This is a genomic window from Pseudazoarcus pumilus (assembly GCF_002872475.1).
GTDB lineage: Bacteria > Pseudomonadota > Gammaproteobacteria > Burkholderiales > Rhodocyclaceae > Pseudazoarcus > Pseudazoarcus pumilus.
Window position 1 is genome coordinate 2,118,427 of record NZ_CP025682.1, and the last position, 15,282, is coordinate 2,133,708.

General features: G+C 67.2%; 19 protein-coding genes and 1 tRNA gene. 15 read left to right on the top strand and 5 right to left on the bottom strand.

The features are described from left to right. Positions 1-3 precede the first annotated feature (3 nt). Genes moaD through mobB form a run of 3 tightly spaced genes read right to left on the bottom strand, consistent with a single transcriptional unit; the run spans position 4 to position 1,954 of the window. On the bottom strand, positions 4-255 hold the full coding sequence (gene moaD, locus C0099_RS10230) for a molybdopterin converting factor subunit 1 (protein ID WP_102247321.1): 252 nt from the start codon (positions 253-255) through the stop codon (positions 4-6). Between the two features lie 8 nt (positions 256-263). Further along, positions 264-1,463: a molybdopterin molybdotransferase MoeA gene (locus C0099_RS10235; RefSeq protein ID WP_102247322.1), complete on the bottom strand. Its 1,200-nt coding sequence runs from the start codon at positions 1,461-1,463 to the stop codon at positions 264-266. Further along, positions 1,460-1,954 (bottom strand): molybdopterin-guanine dinucleotide biosynthesis protein B, encoded by a 495-nt coding sequence (gene mobB / locus C0099_RS10240; RefSeq protein ID WP_102247323.1) that lies wholly within the window; start codon positions 1,952-1,954, stop codon positions 1,460-1,462. Before mobB ends, C0099_RS10235 begins: the two co-directional genes overlap by 4 nt. 83 nt (positions 1,955-2,037) lie before the next feature. Between mobB and C0099_RS10245 the strand changes: the two genes are divergently transcribed. The 5 genes from C0099_RS10245 (at position 2,038) to C0099_RS10265 (ending at position 5,372) form a co-directional block, all read left to right on the top strand. Continuing rightward, positions 2,038-2,649, top strand: a complete 612-nt coding sequence (locus tag C0099_RS10245) for a GNAT family N-acetyltransferase (protein WP_102247324.1) — start codon at positions 2,038-2,040, stop codon at positions 2,647-2,649. A gap of 99 nt (positions 2,650-2,748) precedes the next feature. Next, positions 2,749-3,708 (top strand): YihY/virulence factor BrkB family protein, encoded by a 960-nt coding sequence (locus C0099_RS10250; protein ID WP_228151566.1) that lies wholly within the window; start codon positions 2,749-2,751, stop codon positions 3,706-3,708. Continuing rightward, positions 3,705-4,400, top strand: a complete 696-nt coding sequence (locus C0099_RS10255) for a type 1 glutamine amidotransferase (RefSeq protein WP_102247326.1) — start codon at positions 3,705-3,707, stop codon at positions 4,398-4,400. Before C0099_RS10250 ends, C0099_RS10255 begins: the two co-directional genes overlap by 4 nt. Next, positions 4,397-4,765: a cupin domain-containing protein gene (locus C0099_RS10260; RefSeq protein ID WP_102247327.1), complete on the top strand. Its 369-nt coding sequence runs from the start codon at positions 4,397-4,399 to the stop codon at positions 4,763-4,765. The genes C0099_RS10255 and C0099_RS10260 overlap by 4 nt, the downstream gene beginning before the upstream one ends. An 88-nt stretch (positions 4,766-4,853) precedes the next feature. Then, a complete protein-coding gene (locus tag C0099_RS10265; protein ID WP_102247328.1) occupies positions 4,854-5,372 on the top strand; it encodes a superoxide dismutase family protein in 519 nt (172 codons plus the stop codon). Positions 5,373-5,376: 4 nt separating this feature from the next. On the opposite strand, the gene C0099_RS10270 is transcribed toward C0099_RS10265, so the two are convergent. Then, entirely contained in the window at positions 5,377-6,306 is a 930-nt protein-coding gene (locus C0099_RS10270) for a LysR family transcriptional regulator (protein WP_102247329.1), read from the bottom strand. Between the two features lie 145 nt (positions 6,307-6,451). Between C0099_RS10270 and C0099_RS10275 the strand changes: the two genes are divergently transcribed. The 3 genes from C0099_RS10275 to C0099_RS10285 all read left to right on the top strand — a co-directional run bounded on the left by C0099_RS10275 (position 6,452) and on the right by C0099_RS10285 (position 9,386). Beyond that, positions 6,452-7,330, top strand: a complete 879-nt coding sequence (locus C0099_RS10275; RefSeq protein ID WP_102247330.1) for an alpha/beta fold hydrolase — start codon at positions 6,452-6,454, stop codon at positions 7,328-7,330. Positions 7,331-7,334: 4 nt separating this feature from the next. Then, on the top strand, positions 7,335-8,417 hold the full coding sequence (locus C0099_RS10280) for a tartrate dehydrogenase (RefSeq protein ID WP_102247331.1): 1,083 nt from the start codon (positions 7,335-7,337) through the stop codon (positions 8,415-8,417). Between the two features lie 129 nt (positions 8,418-8,546). Next, positions 8,547-9,386 carry a DUF3750 domain-containing protein gene (locus C0099_RS10285; RefSeq protein WP_102247332.1) on the top strand — a complete coding sequence of 280 codons (840 nt, stop codon included), beginning with the start codon at positions 8,547-8,549 and terminating at the stop codon, positions 9,384-9,386. Positions 9,387-9,395: 9 nt separating this feature from the next. Here the strand turns inward: C0099_RS10285 and C0099_RS10290 are convergent, their stop codons facing one another. Beyond that, the gene (locus tag C0099_RS10290; protein ID WP_102247333.1) at positions 9,396-10,568 is read right to left on the bottom strand and encodes a TRAP transporter substrate-binding protein; all 1,173 of its coding nucleotides are present in this window, start codon (positions 10,566-10,568) and stop codon (positions 9,396-9,398) included. Positions 10,569-10,922: 354 nt separating this feature from the next. On the opposite strand from C0099_RS10290, the gene C0099_RS10295 reads away from it, so the two are divergent. The 7 genes from C0099_RS10295 to C0099_RS10325 all read left to right on the top strand — a co-directional run bounded on the left by C0099_RS10295 (position 10,923) and on the right by C0099_RS10325 (position 15,185). Further along, positions 10,923-12,737: a DEAD/DEAH box helicase gene (locus tag C0099_RS10295; protein WP_102247334.1), complete on the top strand. Its 1,815-nt coding sequence runs from the start codon at positions 10,923-10,925 to the stop codon at positions 12,735-12,737. Positions 12,738-12,881: 144 nt separating this feature from the next. Further along, positions 12,882-12,966, top strand: a tRNA-Leu gene (locus C0099_RS10300). Between the two features lie 33 nt (positions 12,967-12,999). Then, positions 13,000-13,401, top strand: a complete 402-nt coding sequence (locus C0099_RS10305) for a DUF1178 family protein (protein ID WP_102247335.1) — start codon at positions 13,000-13,002, stop codon at positions 13,399-13,401. A gap of 34 nt (positions 13,402-13,435) precedes the next feature. Continuing rightward, positions 13,436-13,630 (top strand): hypothetical protein, encoded by a 195-nt coding sequence (locus tag C0099_RS10310; RefSeq protein ID WP_102247336.1) that lies wholly within the window; start codon positions 13,436-13,438, stop codon positions 13,628-13,630. A 136-nt stretch (positions 13,631-13,766) separates the two neighbouring features. Further along, positions 13,767-14,117, top strand: a complete 351-nt coding sequence (locus tag C0099_RS10315) for a type II toxin-antitoxin system prevent-host-death family antitoxin (RefSeq protein WP_102247337.1) — start codon at positions 13,767-13,769, stop codon at positions 14,115-14,117. Beyond that, positions 14,117-14,758 (top strand): hypothetical protein, encoded by a 642-nt coding sequence (locus C0099_RS10320; protein ID WP_102247338.1) that lies wholly within the window; start codon positions 14,117-14,119, stop codon positions 14,756-14,758. The genes C0099_RS10315 and C0099_RS10320 overlap by 1 nt, the downstream gene beginning before the upstream one ends. 178 nt (positions 14,759-14,936) lie before the next feature. Beyond that, a complete protein-coding gene (locus tag C0099_RS10325; RefSeq protein WP_102247339.1) occupies positions 14,937-15,185 on the top strand; it encodes a hypothetical protein in 249 nt (82 codons plus the stop codon). Positions 15,186-15,282 lie beyond the last annotated feature (97 nt).

Below are 15,282 nucleotides of genomic sequence, written 5' to 3' on the forward strand. Positions count from 1 at the left end.
GGCTCAGCCCCCCGTCACCGGCGGGAAGAAGGCGATCTCGTCGCCGTCGGCGATCGCCGTATCGCCCGGCACCATGTGCTGGTTGCGCGCCATGCGCACGTTCTTCGAGCCGGCCAGCGGCGCCCAGCGCTCGCCACGCGCGGCAAGGCGCGCGCGCAGTTCGCCGATGGTCCCGACACCGTCGAGTTCCACGGATTCTTCGCTGCAATCGACGGCGTCGCGCAGCGCAGCAAAATAGAGGACTTTCACGCTCATTTCGGTTCTCAGTAAAGAAGCTCGCCGTAGGGGATGAAACGCACCGGCTCGCCGCGGGCGATGGCGGTGCCGGCGGGCACGTCGGCCAGCCCCTCGGCCCAAACGATGGAAGACAGCGCGGCCGAACCCTGGTTCTGGTGCAGCACCACACCCTCGTCCGTGATGCGCGCGCGCAGAAACTCTCGGCGACGGTCGGGCCTGGGCCAGTCGAAGGCCGCCGGCAGGGTCAGCGCGCGCGGTTCGCTGCGGCTCGCGCCCTGCGTGGCGAGGATGAAGGGGCGCACCATCAGCAAGAAGGTCACGAAGCTCGACACCGGATTGCCGGGCAGGCCAATGAAGGCCGAGGCATGTACGCGCCCGTAGGCCAGCGGCTTGCCGGGCTTCATCGCGATCTTCCACATCTGCAGCGTGCCTTCGGCCTCGACCGCCGGCTTGACGTGATCTTCCTCGCCCACCGACACGCCGCCGCTGGTGAGGATCAGGTCATGGCCTTGGGATGCGTCGCGCAAGGCCTTGCAGGTGGCATCATATTGATCCGGCACGATTCCCAGATCGGTGACCTCGCAGCCAAGCTGCTCGAGCAGCGCGCGCAACTGGAAGCGGTTGGAGTTGTACACCCCGCCCGGCGGCAGGGCCTCGCCCGGCATCACCAGTTCGGACCCGGTGGAGAACAGCGCCACCTTGACGCGGCGCAGTACCGGCAGCTGCGCCGCGCCGACGGCCGCGGCCAGGCCCAGTTCGGCCGGGCCGATGCGCGTGCCGGCAGCCAGTACCTCGGCGCCCTTCTCCACCTCGCTGCCGGCGCGGCGCACGAATTCGCCCACGTGCGGCTGATGGTCGATGGTCACCATGTCGTCGGCCAGTTCGCACAGCTCCTGCATCACCACCGCGTCGGCGCCGGCCGGCAGCGGCGCGCCGGTGAAGATGCGCGCGGCGGTACCGGCTTCGAGCGCGTGGCCGACGCTGCCGGCCGGAATGCGCTGCGACACGCGCAGGCGGGCACCGGGGGTGACGTCGGCGACGCGCACGGCGTAGCCGTCCATCGCCGACATGTCCATGTCGGGCATCGCGATGGGCGAGCGCAACGCGGAGGCGAGCACACGACCGCAGGCGACCGCCGTGTCGGCCATCTCGAGATCGGTGACCGGGCGGGCGTAGCCGAGCAGTGCGGCCAGCGCCTCGTCGAAGGAGAGCAGATCGGAATTCATCGGCGGGAAGGATGCTCCAGAATGAAGTTCACGATGGCCGCCGCATCATCGAGCGGCAGCACCGGATGTGGACAGTCGATCGCATCGGCCGTTGCCACCGCGACCACGTTGGGGTTGTCGGGCCACAGCGGCTCCTTGCCGCTGGCCGCGCGCCAGACCTCGATCTTGGGCACCGGCGCCGCCTTGAATCCCTCGACGAGCACCACGTCGCTGGGTTCGAGCAAACGAAGCTGTTCATCCAGCCCCGGTTCGGGCTCGCCGCGCAGCTCGTTCATCAGCACCCAGCGCTCGCCAGAGAGCATCAGTACGCGCGCGGCGCCGGCTTCGCGGTGACGCCATGAATCCTTGCCCGGACGGTCGAGGTCGAAACCGTGATGAGCATGCTTGATGACCGATACGCGCAACGCACGCGCACTGAACTCGGGAATGAGCTTCTCGATCAGGGTGGTCTTGCCCGAACCCGACCACCCTGCAACGCCGAATACGATCATCGACAGGTTTCACACGGCTTGAAAGCCCAAGGATACAACAAGCTCCCTCCCCACTGCCCGTGCCGCGCTGCCATAATCGGTCCATGCCGCCCGATACCGCAGCCCCCGAACGCGCAACCGACACACCCGCGCGACCGATCGAGTTCGAGACCGCGCGCCTGCGCCTGCGCCAGTGGCGCACGAGCGATTTCGCGCCGTTCGCGGCGATGGGCGCCGACTCGCGCGTGATGGAGTTCTTCCCCGAAGTGCTCAGCGCGGTCGAAAGTCACGCAATGGCGCGCCGCATCCGCGCGCTCATCGCGGCGCGTGGCTGGGGGCTGTGGGCAGTCGAGGTACGCGGTGGTGCGCGCTTCATCGGCTTCGTCGGGCTGCACGAACCGCTGGCGGAACTGCCGTTCGCGCCCTGCGTCGAGATCGGCTGGCGGCTGGCACCGGCCTACTGGGGCCACGGCTACGCCACCGAGGCCGCACGCGCCGTGCTTGCCGTCGGCTTCGAGCGCATCGGACTCGACGAGATCGTGTCCTTCACGTCCGCGCCGAACCTGCGTTCGCAGGCGGTCATGCGGCGCATCGGCATGATTGCCGACGGTACCTTCGAACATCCGGCCATTTCGCACGGCAGCCCGCTGCGCGAACATGTGCTCTACCGCCTGCGGCGCACTCACTGGAATGACGCGAACCGACCCGCAAGCTAAGATGCGCGCAAGCACCGCATGCCGTCGCGCACCTCACCTCCTGCCCGGCACCGGCTGCGCGCTACACTTGGCTCCTGCAGCGGCTACGGAGAACCCGCAGTGATTTCCCTGGGCAACATCGGCGACGCATTCAGGCGGGTTCGCGACGAGGTCGTGTTCTGGTATCGCGTCGTGCGCGACTCCATCAAGCTGTGGCTGCAATGCAACGCCTTCAGCTACGCCGGCTCGCTGGCCTTCTACACGCTGTTCTCGCTCGCGCCGGTGGTGATCATCGCGGTCACGCTGATGGGGCTCGTCTTCGGCGAGGATGCTGCGCGCGGCGAGATCTTCAACCAGTTGCAGGACATCATGGGCGCTGGCGCCGCGCAGGCCATCGAGAACGCGGTGCTGCAGTCACGCCCCCAGGAATCCGGACTGATGCCCACGCTGCTGGGTTTCGGTGCGCTGTTCCTCGGCGCCACCACGGTGTTCGCGCAGATGCAGTTCTCGCTCAACGTGATCTGGGGCGTGGCCGCCAAGCCCGGCTACAACGGCATCCTGCTCTACATCAAGAACCGCGTCCTGTCGCTCACCGTGGTGCTGGCCATCGGCTTCATCCTGCTGGTGTCGCTGTCCATCGGCGTGGCCGTGAGTGCGGCCCTCAAGGCCGCCGAGAACCTGGTGCCGGCAGCCGCCACGGTGCTCGGCGGCTTGGAGGTGATGATCTCGCTGGCCCTGGTCGTCGCGCTCTTCGCCACCATCTTCAAGGTGCTGCCTGACGTGGTGCTGGGCTGGCGCGACGTGCTCATCGGCGCCATCGTCACCGCCGTGCTGTTTTCCTTCGGCCGCTTCGGGATCGCACTGTACCTGGCCCACACGGCCACGGCCTCGACCTACGGCGCAGCCGGGTCGGTGGTTCTGATCCTGCTCTGGGTGTATTACTCCTCCCTGTTACTGCTGTACGGCGCGGCCTTCACCAAGGTACATTTCGAGCACCGTGGCGCGACCATCCTGCCGCGCAACAGTGCGGTGGTCGTGCGACGCGAACTGATCGCTCGCGAGGAGCTGGCGCAATCGTGAAGGCATTGATCCTGCAGCATGTCCCGTTCGAGGGGCCCGGCAGCATCGACGACTGGCTCGCCGAGCGCGAGGCCGAGGTGCGCACCGTGCGCCTGTTCGCCGGCGACGCCCTGCCCGCCCCCGACGCGGCGGACCTGGTGGTGGCGATGGGTGGACCGATGAGCGTCAATGACGAATGGTTCCACGAGTGGCTGGCGGACGAGAAGCGCTTTCTCGCCCAGTGTGTCGCGGCCGACCGCGCGGTGATCGGCATCTGCCTCGGCGCGCAACTCATCGCCTCGGCCCTGGGCGCGACGGTCGGCCCCAATGAACATCGCGAGATCGGCTGGTTCGATGTAGAAGCGGTTCCCGCCCGCGAAGGCCGTCTGCCCTTTCCCGAGCGCATCCGGGCGTTCCATTGGCACGGCGAGACCTTCGAGCTGCCGCCCGGCGCCGAACGCCTGGCGCGCAGCGAAGCGTGCGAGAACCAGGCCTTCCAGATCGGCGAGCGCGTGATCGGCCTGCAATTTCACCTGGAAACGACGCCGCACACGCTCGACGCCCTGCTCGAGGCCTGCGGCGACGAGCTCGACCCCGAACCCTTCGTGCAGGACGAGGACTCCATCCGCGTCGGACTGCACGCAGCGATGGCCGACAACAACCGGCTGATGAGCACCGTACTCGAACACGTCACCCGAGGACTCGCCCGATGAACGATCGCAGCCTCCCGTCGGAAGCCCCATGCGGCAACCTGCTCGCCGCGCTTCCCGGCGCCGCCGCCACCGGCGAATCCTTCCAGCCCCTGCTGGAAACGGCCGGCGTGCGCATCGAACGCATCGTCTCGCACGACCATGCCAGCCCGGAAGGCTTCTGGTATGAGCAGTCGGGAGATGAATGGGTGCTGGTCGTGGCCGGCGAAGCGGTCCTCGAGTTCGAGGACGGCGCCCGGCGCTGCCTGCGCCCCGGTGACTGGATCGTGCTGCACGCGCACGTGCGCCATCGTGTCGCAGCCACCTTCGGCCGCACGGTGTGGCTGGCCGTGCACCTGCCCGACGGTGACGGGAAACCCTCAGCGTAAAGAGGCTTGGACACGCCCCGGGGCGCGGCTATGCTGAATCTGCGCCCGCTTCGGGCGTGTGCGATTCAGTCCCGTACGGAGGCTCTACATGCAATCCGTTTTCAAGCTTCTCGGCGCACTCGCCGCCACCAGTCTGTTGTTCGCCGCACCGGCCATCGCAATGCCCACCGCGAGCGCCCAGTTCACGGGGGCGGACGGCACGGATCATGGATCCGCGAAACTCGTCCAGACCCCTTCCGGCGTGCTCATCCAGGCCGCGCTCAAGGGCGTGCCGGAGGGCGAGCACGGCTTTCACATCCACGCAGTGGGCAGGTGCGAGCCGCCGTTCACGAGCGCGGGCGGGCACTTCAACCCCGATGGCCGCAAGCATGGACTGATGTCCGCAGACGGACCGCACGCGGGCGACATGCCCAACATCCACGTACCCGCGTCGGGCCTGCTCAAGGTCGACGTGCTCAATACCTTCGTCACGCTCGAACCCGGCAAGCCCAACAGCCTGCTCGGGGGAGACGGCACGGCGCTGATGATTCACGCCGGCCACGACGACCACGCCTCGGACCCGGCCGGCGACGCCGGTGCGCGCATCGCCTGCGCGGTCATCCGCTAAGCGGTCATGCCGTCCGTTGCCGGCCCTGCTCCGGCAACGGCGGCACCCTGCCGCGCATTGCCTCCACCAGATACGCCACGCAGGCGCGCAGACGCGCCGGAATGTGGCGGCGATGAGCATACACGGCGTAGATATCGGCCCCGGTGTTGTGCCACTCGGGCAGCAGTTCGACCAGATCGCCACGCATCAGCGCCTCGTGCGCGTCCCACCACGAGCGCAGCATGATGCCGTGACCGTCCAGCGCCAGCCGGTGCACGGCCTCGCCGTCGTTGCTCGACAAACGCCCCGACACGCGCACCGTGCGCACCTCGCCGCCGCGCTCGAAGCGCCACAACGCATAGTCGCTGTCGATCTCGCGCACGATCAGGCAGGCGTGCGAGGCCAGATCGTCCGGATGCGCGAGCGGCGGCGCACCCTGCAGATACTTCGGCGCCGCACACAGGATGCGACGGTTCGCCAGCAGCCGACGCGCCACCAGCCGCGAATCGGGCGGCATGCCGATACGAATGCCGATGTCCCCCCCCGCATCCGACAGGCTGAGCGGAAAGTTGGTCAGCTCCAGCTGGATGTCCAACCCCGGATGACGCGCCGCGAACTCGGACAGCAGCGGCGTGATGTGCCGCCGCCCGAAGCCGAAGGTGGCGTTCACACAGATGCGCCCGGTCAGCGCACTGTCCGGGTCATTGAGGCTGTCTTCCAGTTCCGCCAGATCGTCGAGGATGGCCGCCCCGCGGGCCAGATAGCGCTCGCCCTCGGGCGTGAGCGACAGGCTGCGCGTTGTGCGCTGCGCCAGCTGCACGCCCAGACGCGCTTCGAGCAGCTTCAAGCGCTTGCTGACCGCCGACAACGACAAACCCAGTTCGCGCGCCGCCCCGGTCAGGCTTCCGGCGCGGGCAAGTTGCTGGAAGAAGGCGAGATCATCGACGGCGGACATTTGTGCACTTTATTTCAATAATGGATTGATTGGCAGCCTGATTATCTACACAGCAACGACAGGTACAGTGCGGCCATCGTAGGTCGCCTTGAGCCGCAGGCGAAATGCGACCTACAACCCCACCCAACCCGAAACGGAGGCAGGCATGTTCAAGGGTTTCCAGACCTTCGATATCGACGTCGGCGACGGCATCGTCATCCACGGCCGCAAGGGCGGCGACGGCCCCCCGCTGCTGCTGCTGCACGGCCACCCGCAGACCCATGTGATCTGGCACCGCGTGGCCGAACAACTGGCCGAGCGCTACACCGTGATCGCCACCGACCTGCGCGGCTATGGCGATTCGAGCAAGCCCACCGGCCTGCCCGACCACAGCAACTACGCCAAGCGAACGATGGCGGCGGACCAGATCGCGGTGATGCGCCACTTCGGGCATGAAAGCTTCTTCCTCTGCGCCCACGACCGCGGCGCCCGCGTCGCCCACCGTCTGGCGGCCGACCATCCGGAATGCGTCGACAAGCTGATGCTGCTCGACATCGCGCCGACGCTGGCGATGTACCAGCAGACCGACCGGCGCTTCGCCACCCTGTACTTCCACTGGTTCTTCCTGATCCAGCCTTCGCCCATGCCGGAGACGCTGATCGAGGCATCCCCCGCCGGCTACATCACCCGAACGATGGGCGGTCGCCACGCCAGCCTCGACGTGTTCGACCCGGCGGCGATCGCCGAATACCAGCGCTGCCTGTCGCTACCGGGGGCAGCGCATTCGCTGTGCGAGGACTACCGCGCGTCGAACACCATCGATCTCGAATTCGACCAGACCGACCTAGACGCCGGCCGGCGCATTGCATGCCCCACCCGCGTGCTGTGGGGCGAGCACGGCGTGATCCAGCGCTGCTTCGACCCGCTCACCGAATGGGCGCCGCTGACCACCACGCTCGACGGCGAGGCCCTGCCCTGCGGTCACTACATTCCGGAGGAAGCGCCGGAGCTTCTGTTGCAGCACATCACCGATTTCATGAGGTAGGAACATGAGCAAACCCCACAGGATTGCAGTCATCCCCGGCGACGGCATCGGCACCGAGGTGGTGCCGGAAGGCGTGCGCGTGCTCGAAGCCGCGGCGAAGCGCTTCAACATCGCGCTGGACTTCACGGACTTCGATTTCGCCAGCTGCGACTACTACCTCGAGCACGGCCAGATGATGCCGGACGACTGGTTCGACACGCTGATGCAGTTCGACTGCATCTTCTTCGGCGCCGTCGGCTGGCCCGAGAAGGTGCCGGACCACGTCTCGCTGTGGGGTTCGCTGATCAAGTTCCGCCGCGACTTCGACCAGTACATCAACCTGCGCCCGGTACGCCTGCTGCCCGGCATCAAGAGCCCGCTGGCCGACCGCAAGCCCGGCGACATCGACTTCTACGTGGTGCGCGAGAACACCGAGGGCGAGTATTCCAGCCTCGGCGGGCGCATGTACGGCGGCACCGAGCGCGAATTCGTCACGCAGCAGACCGTGATGAGCCGCATCGGCGTGGACCGCGTGCTCAAGTACGCCTATGAACTCGCGCAGTCCCGCCCGAGAAAGAAGCTCACCTCCGCCACCAAATCCAACGGCATCTCGATCACCATGCCGTACTGGGACGAGCGCGTGAAGGAGATGGCGGTCAAGTACCCGGACGTGGCCACCGACCAGTTCCACATCGACATTCTCAGTGCCAACTTCGTGCTGCACCCGGGCTGGTTCGACGTGGTGGTGGCGAGCAATCTCTTCGGCGACATCCTGTCCGATCTGGGCCCGGCATGCACCGGCACCATCGGCGTCGCGCCGTCGGCCAGCATCAACCCGGAAGGCAAGTTCCCGAGCCTGTTCGAGCCGGTACACGGCAGCGCGCCGGACATCGCCGGAAGGGGCATCGCCAACCCCATCGGCCAGATCTGGTCGGGTGCACTGATGCTCGAACACCTCGGCCACAAGGAGGCGGGCGCGGCCATCCTCACGGCCATCGAAACGGTTCTGGCCGCCGGCGACAAGTCCGTGCTGACCGGCGACGTGGGCGGCAACGGCACGACCGGGACGCTGGGTCGCGCCATCGCCGAGCTGGTGGCCGGGGGCTGAGTTGCGGACACCGCGCGCGGCAAATTCGGACAGCGACGCACTTGCGCTTCCGGTGCGCACTTCCGCCGCGCATTCGAACCACCTCGGGCAGAATCGGTCTGTCCGGGGTGATCCCGAATGCAAGGCGAAATGAAACACGACAAGACTCCTTCCCACCGCCTGCGCCGCGTCGCAAGACGCACCGCGCTGACCCTGGCCGCCGTCACGCTGGTGTATTTCGTGCCGGTGGGCATCTCCTACGTCACGCTCACCTGGGGCGAGGCGCAGGCCAGCGACTGGCGCACGGCACGGCGTGACAGCGCGGGCATCGCACCGCCGGTCGCGCGCGAGGAGGCCGGCATCCAGGCTTACTGCGCGCGCGCCTTTCGCTGGCGCGGTGCCTTCGGCGTGCATTGCTGGCTGGCCACCAAGCCCACGGGCGACGAACACTGGACCCGCTTCGAGGTCACCGGCTGGCGCGTGATGCGTGGCGGCCAGGCGGTCAGCGTGGCACGAGGCATCCCCGACGGCTACTGGTACGGCAACGCGCCGACGCTGATCCGCGAAGTGCGCGGGGGTGAAGACGTCGACACGCTGATCGAACGCCTGCACGAGGCCAGCGGCGCCTATCCGCACAAGGACGAATACCGCATCTGGCCCGGCCCCAACAGCAACACCTATGTCGCCTACCTGGGACGCGCGGTGCCGGAACTGTCGCTGGACCTGCCACCGACGGCCATCGGCAAGGACTATCTGCCGCAGGCCGGCGTGATCGCGCACGCGCCCAGCGGTTCGGGCATGCAGCTGTCGATCGCGGGGCTGGCCGGGGTGCTGATCGCACCGCAGGAGGGGCTGGAACTGAACGTGCTGGGGCTGACCGCCGGTATCGACGTGTGGCCGCCGGCGCTCAAGCTACCGGGCATCGGACGTATCGGCTTCCCTTCGCACTCGGGCGGCGAAGGCGCGCGCGAGGCCCACGCCGCGCAATAGGCGCGACGCTCAGAGCTTGTCGGACGACGCGGTCGGCCGCCTGCCGAAGAAATGGCGGTAGGCCGCTTCCTTGGGCGTGTTGTTCTCGATGTGGAAGGCGACGGTCTTCTCGCAGTAGGCCTTCTGCGAGGCGATGATCTTGCGGAAGAACGGGTCCGCCTCGGACTCGCGGGCGATGACCACGTCCCAGGCCCTGAGCTGCGCCTCGAGGATCGCGTCCGGCGTCAGATAGGTCTTGACGCCCTGCTCCGTGCGCATCTTTTCGAGATCCTTCGGGTAGCGGTGCATGGCCTTCCAGTACATGTCGCTGGACGAAGCCTCGGCCGCGTACTTGACGATGGCCTGCAGTTCGCGCGGAAGCTTCGTGAAGCGCGTGCGATTGAAGATGATCTCGAAACTCTCGCAATCCTGGTGGTAGCTGCGCAGCATCAGTGTCTTCGACACGTCGGGAAAGCCGAGCATGCGGTCCGAGGACGGATTGTTGAACTCCGCCCCTTCGAGCAGACCGCGCTCGATCGCCGGCACCACGTCGCCCGAGCCGATCACCACCACCGCCGCGCCGAACTCGCGCATCACATCGGCGGCCAGGCCGACCGTGCGGTACTTCATGCCCCTGAGCTGCGCGACCTCGCGGATCGGCTCACGAAACCAGCCCAATGGCTGGCTGGGCATCGGCCCGGTCAGAAAACCCACCAGATCCAGCCCGAGCTTGGCGACGAGTTCGTCGTAGAGCTGCTGCCCCCCGCCGTACTTGATCCAGCCCAGGAACTGGTGGGCATCCCAGCCGAACGGCGGCGGCGTGCCGAACAGCGAGAAGGCCTTGGTCTTGCCCGACCAGTAGGCAGCCACGCCGTGACCGCCGTCGAGCACGCCCTTGACCACCGCGTCCTGCAACTGGAAGGCCCCGACCACGGCGCTGGTCGGCAGCAGGTTCAGGCGCAGGCGCCCACCCGACATCTCGTTGACGGTGCGCACGAAATCCGCGGCGTACTCGTGAAAGATGTCGCGCGAATTCCAGGTGCTCTGGAAGTTGAACACCTCGGTCTGCGCGAACGACACCATCGGGAAACCGGCCGCGACCGTACCCGCCGCGGCACCGGCCAGGAAGCGGCGGCGCGACGGCGGCGCGGCCGCATTGTCGAGTCGCCCTTCCGATTGGGCATCACGCTTGTCGTCGTCCATGTCCTTCCCCCTCGCCGGAGCGCAGCGACAATCCGTACTGCGCTCGTGCGTATGCGTCACGGCATGCATCCGAGTGTACGCCGCCACGTTACCGCGCCGGACATCTGCCATATCAGCGCAATGTGAAATATCTCTCTTGTATGCAAAAACTGAGTGCGCGCATGCAACACAGGCGCTTGCCAGCTTGCACGCGCAAAGTCAAGCAGCGCGCGGCGTGTTCCGGTATGATGCGGCGCAACGGAGCAGCCCCGCCTATCCGGCTGTCCCCCGCTCCCGAACGATGCACCATCGCCCCATGGCGCTGCCGCGCATTACTCCTTCCCGCTTCATTCTTCCGGCAGCTGCCGTACGCACATGACTACCACCCTATCCAGCTTCAAGGAACTCGACCTCGGCGCCCCGCTACTCGCGGCGCTCGACGACGTCGGCTACGAAACCCCGTCCCCCATCCAGGCCGCGTGCATCCCGCCGCTGCTCGCAGGCGCCGACATCATCGGCGAAGCGCAGACCGGCACCGGCAAGACGGCCGCATTCGCGCTGCCCTGCCTGGCCCGCATCGACCTGTCCGACAACCGCCCGCAGGTACTGGTGCTCGCACCCACGCGCGAACTGGCCATCCAGGTGTCGGAAGCCTTCCAACGCTACGCCAGGAACATGCCCGGCTTCAACGTGATGCCGGTGTACGGCGGTCAGAGCATGGTCGTGCAGTTGCGCCAGCTCAAGCGCGGCGCCCACGTCGTGGTCGGCACGCCGGGCCGCATCATGGATCACATCGAGCGCAAGAGCCTGGTGCTCGACAACCTCAAGACGCTGGTGCTCGACGAAGCCGACGAGATGCTGCGCATGGGCTTCATCGACGACGTCGAATGGATCCTCGGCCACACCCCGGCCGAGCGCCAGACCGCGCTGTTTTCGGCGACCATGCCGGAACCGATCCGCCGCATCGCTCACCGCTACCTGCGCGACCCGCAGGAAGTGAAGATCAAGGCCGCCACCACCACGGTGTCGACCATCACGCAGAAGTTCTGCCAGGTCAGCGTGCCGCACAAGCTCGACGCGCTCACCCGCATCCTCGAGATCGAGGACATGGACGCCGGCATCATCTTCGTGCGCACCAAGGTCGCCACCGAAGAGCTGGCCACCCGCCTCGAAGCACGCGGCCACGCCGTCGGCGCGCTCAACGGTGACATGACCCAGCAACTGCGCGAGCGCGTGGTCGAACAACTCAAGCGCGGCGCGCTCGACCTGGTCGTCGCCACCGACGTCGCCGCGCGCGGTCTGGACGTGTCGCGCATCACGCACGTCATCAACTACGACATCCCCTACGACACCGAAGCCTACGTGCATCGCATCGGGCGCACCGGCCGCGCCGGTCGTCTGGGCACGGCGATCCTCTTCGTCACGCCACGTGAGCAGCGCATGCTCAAGAGCATCGAGCGGGCCACCCGCCAGAAGATCGAGCCGCTGCCGCTGCCCTCGCGCGAGGCCATCGCCGACCGCCGCATCTCGCTGTTCCGCGAACAGGTCGAGGCCGTGCTGCAATCCGACGACCTGGACTTCTTCCGTGAAGTCGTCGCCAGTCTCGAGGCCGACGGCACGCACGAACTGCACGACATCGCCGCCGCGCTGGCCCATATGGCCACGCGCGACCGTCCGCTGCAGTTGCCCAATGAAGGCGGGCGCGATTTTGCCAATGCGGCTCCGTCGCCGCGCACCGATCGCGAACCACGCGAAAACCGCGAAAAGATTCTCGAACGCCGCCGCGACTACGCCGACGGCAAGCTCTCGCGCTACCGCATCGCGGTGGGCAAGCACCAGCTCGTCACCCCCAAGGACATCGTCGGCGCGCTCGCCAACGAAGGCGGCATCGAGTCGCGCTTCATCGGTCAGATCAACCTCTACGAGGATTACTCGACCGTCGAACTTCCGGCCGATCTGCCCAACGACGTGATGGGCGCGCTCGCACGTCTGCGCGTGCGTCAACACGTGCTGCACCTGCGTCCGGTCACGCCCGACGAGAACGCACACGACGAACGGCGTGCGCGCACGCCGCGAAGCACGCCGTCATCCGAGCGCAAGCCGCGCAAATCCTTCGACAAGCCGGCCCGCAGCAAGCCCGCACGCGCCGACAGCGGCGACCGCCCCCCGCGCGCGCGCAAGAAGTTCTGATCCGCCGCGAGCAACCAACGGCTGCGTGCCGACTCCAAAGTTCAGGGGACACTCGCCCCGACGTGTTCGCCCAGGCGCGGGCACACGACCACGGGCGTGCCCTGGGCTAGAATGCGCGCCTGTTGCCCGCTACGCGGGCAAGGCGCCGGGGTGGTGAAACTGGTAGACACAGCGGACTTAAAATCCGCCGCCGCAAGGCTTACGGGTTCGAATCCCGTTCCCGGCACCACTGCGTAGCACGCGCGTGCGGAGAAAAGCGCCGATGATCGTCCTCGATCTGTGCTGTGACAACGAACACCTGTTCGAAGCCTGGTTCGCCGACGCCGCCGCGTTCGCGCACCAGAAAGCGCGCGGCCTCGTCGAATGCCCGGTATGCGGCTCGATCAGGATCGAACGCCGTCCGTCGGCCCCTTACGTCAATCGCTCGCGGACCTCGCCCGCGAAGCCGGCCGTCGACCCCGCCATGATCGGCGCCGCGTTGCGGCTGGCGGCAAGCCGCGCCGAAGACGTGGGCGAACGCTTCCCTGCCGAGGCGCGCCGCATCCACTACGGCGAGTCCGATGAACGCAGCATTCGCGGCCGCGCCAGCGGCGACGAACTCGGCGAACTGCTCAAGGAAGGCATACTCGTCCTGCCGGTGCCCGAAGAGCCCGACCTGCAGTAAGCTGACCGCATCCGCACACCTGAGGGAAGAACCCATGGCCGAAGGCGTAGCGATCGTCGTCATCAGCGTGCTCACCTACCTCGCCCTGATGCTCTATCAGAAGCGGCGCAGTGGCGTGGCATGGCAACGCGTGCTGCGCAAGCGCGATCCGTGGCTGCTGCTCAATCTGACCATCGCACTCGTTTGCGGCCTGGCCTTCGCGCCGATCGTGCTGGGCTGGCTCTCCTGAAACATCCGCCGCACGAGGCGAACACGGCGCCCCCCTTCACCGTCGATGCTTTAGCCATCGCATCGCCGTCCGGTTGATTTGGTCGAAACGGGGAATTTTGGGTATATTACCCTTTTCGACCCCACCAGGTACGCACATGACGCAAGCTCTCGAACTGGGCGACATCGACTCCCTGCCGCGCACCCCGGCTTCCGACGTCAAGCGTCTGGGATGGCGTGGCGTGATGAAGAGTGTCGGGCAGTCCGGAAAGATCGTCGTCACCAACCACAACCAGCCCGAAGCGGTGATTCTCTCCACCGAGGAATACGCAGCCATCGTGCGCGCACTGGCACGCAACAGTGACGAGGCCGCGCTCGAAGCGCTGCGCCATCGCTTCGACGAACGCCTGGCGGCGCTGGACGCGGTTGGCGCCGCTGATCGGCTGCGCACCCTGGCGCGCGCACCGGCGCGGCTTCACGGGCGCGTCAAGGCAGGCCGTCCGGACTGATGGCGCGTCCGGTGCTGTTCGTGCTGGCCGGCGCGAACGGAGCCGGCAAGAGCTCGATCGGCGGACATCTGCTGCGTCAGGCCGGGCTCGAATGGTTCGACCCGGACCGATTCGCGCATGACCTCGTGGCCGCCACCGGCTGCGATCAGGTCCACGCCAACATCCTGGCGTGGCACGAGGGCCAGCGTCGCGTGGATGCCGCGCTGGCCACCGGCACTTCGTTCGCTTTCGAGACCACGCTGGGCGGCAATCACGTACCCAGGCGCCTGCGCGAAGCGCGTGCAAGCCACGACGTGATCGTATGGTTCTGCGGCCTGGGCTCGGTCGAGCAGCACATCGGCCGGGTGCGCGAGCGGGTAGCGGCCGGCGGACACGACATCCCCGAAGCGAAGATCCGCCAGCGCTGGACGCGCGCACGCGCCAATCTGATCGGGCTGATGCCGGATCTGGCCTATCTGCGCGTGTTCGACAACAGCACCAATGTGCCCCCAGGCACCCGCGTGCCCGACCCGGTGACGGTACTGGAAATGGAGCACGGCCGGCTGCTGTGGCCCACCGACCCGGCCGACTGGCGTCACACGCCGGACTGGGCCAAGCCGCTGCTCGAAGCGGCGCTGGCCAACCATCCGACCCGCCCATGAATATCCGGGAACGACGATGTGCGGAACCCGGAGCCGTTCCTGCTGCCTTTGTAAGGTCTGACGATTTCGTCCGACCAACACTACCGGACGTCACGGCGTCGACCCTCCCCGCTGCCTCCTTGCGGATCGCGCCGGCCCGCACGTCCGGCAAACAGACCAACAGAGAAGGAGATCAAGCATGAACAAGAAGCGCAATCTGGTTTCGATCGCCCTGGGTTCCTCGCTCGCCATCGCGACGATGGGCGCTGCCGCGGCGACCGACAACCCGTTCTCGGCCACTTCGCTGTCGTCCGGCTATCAGGTCGCATCGAGCCACGGGAAGGGTTCCGAAGGCTCATGCGGCGCCAAGGACGACAAGAAGGGCGAAGCCGCCTGCGGTGCCAAAGAAGACAAGAAGACCGAAGGTCTCCTGCGGCGCCAAGGATGACAAGAAGGGCGAGGGCTCCTGCGGCGGCAAGAAGTAACTGCGCCGTACGTCCGACAGCCGGTGGCGAGGCTTCGGCCTCGCCACCGGCACAGCGGAG